Source organism: Psychrilyobacter sp. (genome assembly GCF_049671765.1).
Lineage (GTDB): Bacteria > Fusobacteriota > Fusobacteriia > Fusobacteriales > Fusobacteriaceae > Psychrilyobacter.
The window spans coordinates 1-6406 of sequence record NZ_JBATVM010000138.1; the positions used below are offsets into that span (position 1 = coordinate 1).

A 6406-nucleotide genomic window follows, 5' to 3' on the forward strand; every position below is an offset into this window, starting at 1 on the left:
TTGAAAGTGTAAAAATTATAATAGAGAGAGGATGACTATAGGATCATTTCTCTCTTTTTTAGTGATTATAACTAAGTTTTTATAGAAGTCTAGTTATAATGTTTTATTAACTAATAAAATTGTGTTAATATTATTGTATAAAATATATGAAAAAAAGGAGAGATAAAAAATGTTTTTTGTATTAAAAAGTAGGTATAGAAGGGAAAAAATAGAGTTGTTAGGTAAGATAGATAAATTGAGAGGCAGATTGGAGAAATTAGGTCGAGACAAATTAGAAGTTAAAAATGAAACTAATAAAATAGAGGAAGAAAATACGACATTAAAGCAGAAATTAAAGGCTAAAAATAGTGAATTAAGAGGATTAAAGGCAAAACTAGCTGATGTAGATGGTAGGCTAAAAGTGAAGGTAGAGGAAAAAACAAAGGAATACGAAGAAAAGATGAAAAGAATGCAGTCTTCGTATGATAAATTGGTATTTGAATTAGACGAGATGAGGCATAGGTAAATTTAATTGAAAATTGAAAGTGAAAAGAAAGTTCCAAAGGTTCCGCCTTTGATATGGGATACTTTGATGCCACGATTATTAAAATTGATTTTAATTTGTAGAATAAATTTTAAATGTGGGAAAGAAAAATTAACGAAAAAGTTCAAGAAGGTTTCTTACACTTACTTATTATGTTTTCCCCTAAATGGGGAAGACGAAGCAATAACCATTTTGTCTTTGTAAGTAGTTCACGATCGTCATTGTAGGAACAGTACCGCTGAAGTTGGACGACTATAAACTTCATTTAAAAGGCTATAGCCAAAAGAATAAAGCAGGAGTGTATTATATGTAACCTTCGTGTAATTCGTGACAAAAGTTTAGAGGTTTTAACCAAGAAAAAGAGTTTATCTCTGAGAACCTCAGCGTCCTCTGAGACTCTGCGTTGAAAAAAATGATAAGTAAAAAAGTTAAGCTTAGGATTAGTCTTTTAAAAGAATTGAAATTAAGGTATAATTTATATAAATAAAAGGAAAGAAATTAGGAGGAATTAATGAGTATACTAACTAGAGAAGAGGCCGGTAAATTAGTTGAAAAACTAAAAGACAGTGGAAAAAAAGTGGTCTTTACTAATGGATGTTTTGATATCTTGCATGTAGGACATCTAAGATATTTAAATGAAGCCCGTGAATGTGGTGATGTATTGATAGTAGGAGTTAACTCTGATGATTCTGTAAGAAGATTAAAAGGGCCTACAAGACCTATAAATGGTGAAATGGATAGAGCAGAGTTATTGTGTGGATTAAAAGCTGTAGATTATTCTGTAATATTTCCAGAAGATACTCCTGTAGAGATAATAGAAACATTGAAACCATCTATCCATGTAAAGGGAGGAGATTACAAAAAAGAAGATCTTCCTGAAACTATCGTTGTAGAAAGAAACGGAGGAGAGGTAAGAATTCTTACTCTTGTCGATGGGAAATCTACAAGTAATGTAGTGAAAAAGATATCGGGGAATAAGTAAGAAAATATAACTCTTTTCTTGTTGTCGTTTACTCTTTAATAAAGAGCAAACTATCGCAAAATATTATAGCGTTAGTTACCCTTTGTTACATTTAAAACTTTTTCTAAATAGAACTAATTTTAATATTCGTGAATCGAGCAACTATAAAAAGGATGGGTTGAATAAAAGGAGAATGAAAAGATGAAAAGAATATTATCATTTGAGGAGTTGACAGAATTAGCAGTTAAATTAGCTAAATTTGTAGTTCCAAATGACGTAATAGCACTGGTAGGAGACTTAGGAACAGGGAAAACAACTCTGACTAAAACAATAGCTAAAGAATTAGGAATCACTGGGAATATAAAAAGTCCGACATTTAACTATGTATTAGAACATTTAGGGGGAAAGATGCCCCTATATCATTTTGATGTTTATAGACTTTGTGATCCTGAAGAAGTATATGAAATTGGATATGAAGATTATCTGCATAATGGTGGATTAACAATAATAGAATGGGCAAACATAATAGAGACAGAGTTACCTAAAGAATATATAGAGATAAAGATGTATCACAGAGATGAAAATTCTCGTGAAGTTGAGATGAAATTTGTTGGAAATGAAAAGAGAGAGAAGGAGTTAAAAAAATTATGGTAGTATTAGGAATCGATGCTTCTACAAAAACAGGTAGTGTAGCATTATACGATAGTGAGATAGGAATTTTATCGGAAATAAATGCAAATATAAGATTGAATCATTCAGATTCTTTGATGTCTATAATAGACATGGTATTCAGCCTTGCTAAACTCAAGCCAAAGGATGTTGAAAGGGTAGCTGTCAGCATAGGGCCTGGATCATTTACAGGGATCAGAGTAGGAGTAGGAACAGCCAAAGGATTAGCTTATAGTATCGGTTGCGATATTGTAGGAGTAAATGAATTAGATATCCTTGCACGTACAGTATCACAAACTCCTAATAAAATTATGTCACTTATCGATGCTAGAAAAGGAAGAGTGTATTTTTCCGCTTATAACTATAATGGAGATACGGTAGAGAGAATATCTGAATATGGTGCTGAGGAGTTAAAATTAATATTAGAAGATTTTAAAGAGGAAAAAATAATCTTTACAGGTGATGGAAGTATTATCTATAAGGAAATAATAGATGAAATTATGGGAGATAATGCCATATATAATTTAAAATCTAACTCAATGGTAAGAGCGGGAATTTTGGCTGAGATGGCAGTAGAAAAAGATGCAGATAACTTATATACATTGGAACCATATTATATCTCAAAAACTCAAGCTGAAAGGGAAAAGGAAGCAAGAGAGAAGAAGAACGCTTAACTCTTCCTTCTTATGGTTTCTCGATTAACGAATACAAAATTTTCTTTTAGTTACAAGAAAATTATGATGTTAAAAAGAAACCGAGGTAATTTAGATTGAATCATGAACAACACTAATAAAATTATTTTTTAGGAGTGATGAGTATGGCGATTACTAAACAAGAATTAATAGGGGATCCAAATGATAAAACCAAAGAAATGTATAAAGACTTTGGAGTAATGTTAGAAGACGTTATTCAAAAAGGATTAGACATAAGAGTTTCTTTGAACGAAAATAAAGTAACTGGCTGGGAAAAAAAACAGCAACAAATAATAATTTCTATTTTAAAAGAAGTTCTTGAAAAAATAGACGGTATAATTATATTGTCAGAAAAATATTCTCAACAAAATATATTTGTTTTAGCAAGAAGTGTTTTAGAGGGATTTTTAGATTTAAATTTTATGTTGAAAAATCCTAAAAGAGCGTTGGCTTATATTTACTGCAAAAGTTTAGACTATATATCTAAATATGAAAAAATGGAACTTTCGTTAGAGGACCAAAAGGGGATAAAATTAATACAACAAGAATTGGGAGAAGAACTAAAAAATCAAAAAAGAAAGCAGTTTCAAAATAAAAAATGGATGAAAGAACATATGTTAAATTGGAAAAGCTTTTATTTTAAGAGAAAAAATGATGATCCTTATAAAAATAGCGGTTCAAAATTACACTATAGTTTCTTATGTGCCGAAACTCACAACCAAATGTCTCTTGTTAATAATTATCCAAAAGATAATGAGTTTTATATTCGAGAATTTAGGTCGAATGATAAAATAGGAATTGGGCTTATTTCAATGATGATTGTAGTATTTTCAGGGGAAATATTTGAGAGGATAGTGAAGTTATATATTCAAAAATCTTTATCAGACTTAGAAGTTTTGGAAAAATGGCGAGAAAAAATGATTAAAAAATCAGAAGAGATTATAAAATTAGATAATGAAAGGTTGTTTGGAACAACAAAATTGAATGTTGAAATATAAGAATGGAATTATTTAAAATTCTGATTATGAATTATTAGTTTCGTAGGCAATAAAGGAGGATTTTATGAGAATAGTTATTATAGGTGGAGTGGCAGCAGGAATGAGTGCAGCAGCAAAGGCTAAAAGGATGGCTAAAAATTCAGAGGTTATAGTATATGAAAAGGGAAGTATCGTATCTTTTGGAGCTTGTGGATTACCCTATTATGTAGGAGATTTTTTTGATAATCCTAAAGGGATGATTGCTAGAACTCCAGAACAATTTAGAGAATCTGGTGTAGAAGTAAATATAAATCATGAGGTTTTAAAGGTAGATGTAGAGAAAAAAATAGTAGTAGTTAAAAATTTAGAAACAAATGAAACTTTTGAAAGCCAATATGATAAATTAATGGTAGCGACAGGTGCTAATGCTATCTTACCTCCAGTAGAAGGTATAAAAACTTTAAAAAATATTTTTACATTGAAATCTATAGATGATGGAATTGATTTAAAGAAAGCCATTATGAAAGAGGAAAATAAAGAGGTTTTAGTAATCGGTGCTGGGTATATAGGAATAGAAGTTATAGAAGCAGCAAAACAACTAGGAAAAAATGTAAGGGTAATCCAACGTGGGAAAAGAGTAATGGGAGCTTCTTTTGATAGAGAAATAACAGATCTTATGGAAGAAGAGATCAGATCACATGGTGTGGATCTTCACTTAGAAGAGGTTGTTAAAAAAATAGAGGGAAATGGTGTGGTGGAAAGGGTTATAACTGATAAAGGTGAATACAATGCTGATATCGTAGTGATAGCCACTGGTGTAAGACCTGCAACAGATTTTTTGGAAGGGACAGGAATTGAGATGGATAGGGGAGCTATTATAATAGATGAAGAGGGAAAAACATCTGTAGATAGTATCTATTCGGCTGGAGACTGTGCAATGGTATACCATAAAGTCAGGGAGAAAAATGTATATATTCCACTGGCTACTACAGCTAACAAAATTGGAAGAGTTGTAGGAGAAAATTTAGCTGGTGCTAAAAATAAATTTAGTGGAACTCTGGGATCAGCGTGTATTAAGGTAATGGATTTGGAAGCTGGAAGAACAGGGATTACAGAAAAAGATGCTAAGCTAGATGGAATAAACTATAAAACTATCCTAGTGAAGGATAAAAATCAAACTAATTATTATCCAGGACAAGTAAATATTTTTGTAAAATTAATATATGATGCTGAGACTAAAGTTATTTTAGGAGGGCAGATTATAGGGAAAAATGGAGCAGTGCTAAGAGTAGATGTTATTGCTATGGCAGTTGCTACAAAAATGAAAACCTCAGAACTAGGAATGATGGATTTTTGTTATGCTCCTCCATTTGCAAGAACTTGGGATGTACTCAATGTAACTGGAAATATAGCTAAATAGAAAAATCCCCCTTGAATTTCAAGGGGGATTTTTTAATATATATTATTTTACTTCTTCTGTAGTTTCAACTTGATTTTCAGGCTGTTGTTCAGGGATAGGTCTTCCAAACATCCATTCCATTTCTCTTCTTAATCCAGTAAGGTCGTAGTCCTTTCCTTCAAGAGTAAGTGTGTTGTTTTCAGGGAAAAAGATGTGATCTTCTACTAATTCTTCATTAACATCTAAGCTTAGTTGTAATTTTACACTAGTTTCTACATCTACTGGTTTGAAATCGCTTTTGATAGTTCTGATGATTTTTTCTTTAGAAGCCAAGATAGCGTCTACTTCTCCATCTCTAAATTCTCTTTTAGGAGGATAAGATGTAGTAAATAGAGTTTCAGTTAGTAAGAATTTTAATCCGCTAGGAGTTTTTTCTAAAATATCTATAGTGTAAGATCCTCTTTCAGAAATAACAAATTTTTCAATGTTGACTACTTTTCTACCGTGACCAAACATATCTCTAGGAATTGGTAATTCTCCACTAGATAATAGTTCATCACTAGGACTGTTAATTCTCATTTCAAAATTAGTATCTCTGTCTAATCCTTCAAATGCTAAGTATATAGAAAGTTGAGGCATTCCAATTGGGAAAATAGGCTGAACTAAAGTATCAAATTGTCCCGCTATATCAAACCCACGACTTTGAGGGTTGAATGTTGTAGCATGTGATGTTAAGCAATGTTTTAATGTAATTGACATAATATCTCTCCTTTTGAATGGGGGATGACCCCTATATTTTATTATCTAGGAAATTATAAAATTTATAAAACCCCGACTTGTACTTATTTTGGATGTAACGTCATGTTGCTTATTTAGAGTATAGATCTAAAATCTCACTCATATTTTTAATTTCTTCTGTAGTTATTGTTGTAGTTGCTGACCTATCGTCGACTTCACTATAATATTTTATCTCTCCATGATTATTATCGACCATTTTTTTGATAGCTTCTATCTCTTGAGGTTTTAAGGTAAATGCAATGTATTCCTCGATGGAATCCACTAGATTTGATTTATCTCTCCAAAAAGCTGTGTTTAATTTTCTAGCCATAAAATCCATATGATAAGTTTCACCGGATATTAGATCAATTCCGTTCATATAGAGCCACTCATCTCCTCTATATTTTA

At 31.3% G+C, this 6406-nt stretch carries 8 protein-coding genes; 6 read left to right on the forward strand and 2 right to left on the reverse strand.

What is annotated here, in order from left to right:
- Positions 1-169: 169 nt before the first annotated feature.
- The 6 genes from WBG30_RS06650 (at position 170) to WBG30_RS06675 (ending at position 5242) form a co-directional block, all read left to right on the forward strand.
- A complete protein-coding gene (locus WBG30_RS06650) occupies positions 170-505 on the forward strand; it encodes a hypothetical protein (RefSeq protein WP_424503860.1) in 336 nt (111 codons plus the stop codon).
- Positions 506-1034: 529 nt separating this feature from the next.
- The gene (gene rfaE2, locus WBG30_RS06655; RefSeq protein ID WP_424503861.1) at positions 1035-1505 is read left to right on the forward strand and encodes a D-glycero-beta-D-manno-heptose 1-phosphate adenylyltransferase; all 471 of its coding nucleotides are present in this window, start codon (positions 1035-1037) and stop codon (positions 1503-1505) included.
- A gap of 180 nt (positions 1506-1685) precedes the next feature.
- Positions 1686-2138, forward strand: coding sequence for a tRNA (adenosine(37)-N6)-threonylcarbamoyltransferase complex ATPase subunit type 1 TsaE (gene tsaE, locus WBG30_RS06660; protein WP_424503862.1), 453 nt, complete (start codon positions 1686-1688; stop codon positions 2136-2138).
- Positions 2132-2827: a tRNA (adenosine(37)-N6)-threonylcarbamoyltransferase complex dimerization subunit type 1 TsaB gene (tsaB, locus tag WBG30_RS06665; protein ID WP_424503863.1), complete on the forward strand. Its 696-nt coding sequence runs from the start codon at positions 2132-2134 to the stop codon at positions 2825-2827. The genes tsaE and tsaB overlap by 7 nt, the downstream gene beginning before the upstream one ends.
- 143 nt (positions 2828-2970) lie before the next feature.
- A complete protein-coding gene (locus tag WBG30_RS06670) occupies positions 2971-3843 on the forward strand; it encodes a DUF5677 domain-containing protein (protein WP_424503864.1) in 873 nt (290 codons plus the stop codon).
- 64 nt (positions 3844-3907) lie between these two features.
- Entirely contained in the window at positions 3908-5242 is a 1335-nt protein-coding gene (locus tag WBG30_RS06675; protein ID WP_424503865.1) for a CoA-disulfide reductase, read from the forward strand.
- 42 nt (positions 5243-5284) lie between these two features.
- Here WBG30_RS06675 and WBG30_RS06680 read toward each other — a convergent pair whose 3' ends face one another.
- Positions 5285-5980 (reverse strand): hypothetical protein, encoded by a 696-nt coding sequence (locus WBG30_RS06680; RefSeq protein WP_424503866.1) that lies wholly within the window; start codon positions 5978-5980, stop codon positions 5285-5287.
- Positions 5981-6089: 109 nt separating this feature from the next.
- A partial coding sequence (locus WBG30_RS06685; protein ID WP_424503867.1) for a hypothetical protein occupies positions 6090-6406 on the reverse strand: 317 nt, incomplete at its 5' end.

Bases quoted from the DNA above. Each gene is read 5' to 3' on its own strand.
- WBG30_RS06650 (WP_424503860.1), top strand. From the start codon at position 170: ATGTTTTTTGTATTAAAAAGTAGGTATAGAAGGGAAAAAATAGAGTTG.
- rfaE2 (WP_424503861.1), top strand. From the start codon at position 1,035: ATGAGTATACTAACTAGAGAAGAGGCCGGTAAATTAGTTGAAAAACTA.
- tsaE (WP_424503862.1), top strand. From the start codon at position 1,686: ATGAAAAGAATATTATCATTTGAGGAGTTGACAGAATTAGCAGTTAAA.
- tsaB (WP_424503863.1), top strand. From the start codon at position 2,132: ATGGTAGTATTAGGAATCGATGCTTCTACAAAAACAGGTAGTGTAGCA.
- WBG30_RS06670 (WP_424503864.1), top strand. From the start codon at position 2,971: ATGGCGATTACTAAACAAGAATTAATAGGGGATCCAAATGATAAAACC.
- WBG30_RS06675 (WP_424503865.1), top strand. From the start codon at position 3,908: ATGAGAATAGTTATTATAGGTGGAGTGGCAGCAGGAATGAGTGCAGCA.
- WBG30_RS06680 (WP_424503866.1), bottom strand. From the start codon at position 5,980: ATGTCAATTACATTAAAACATTGCTTAACATCACATGCTACAACATTC.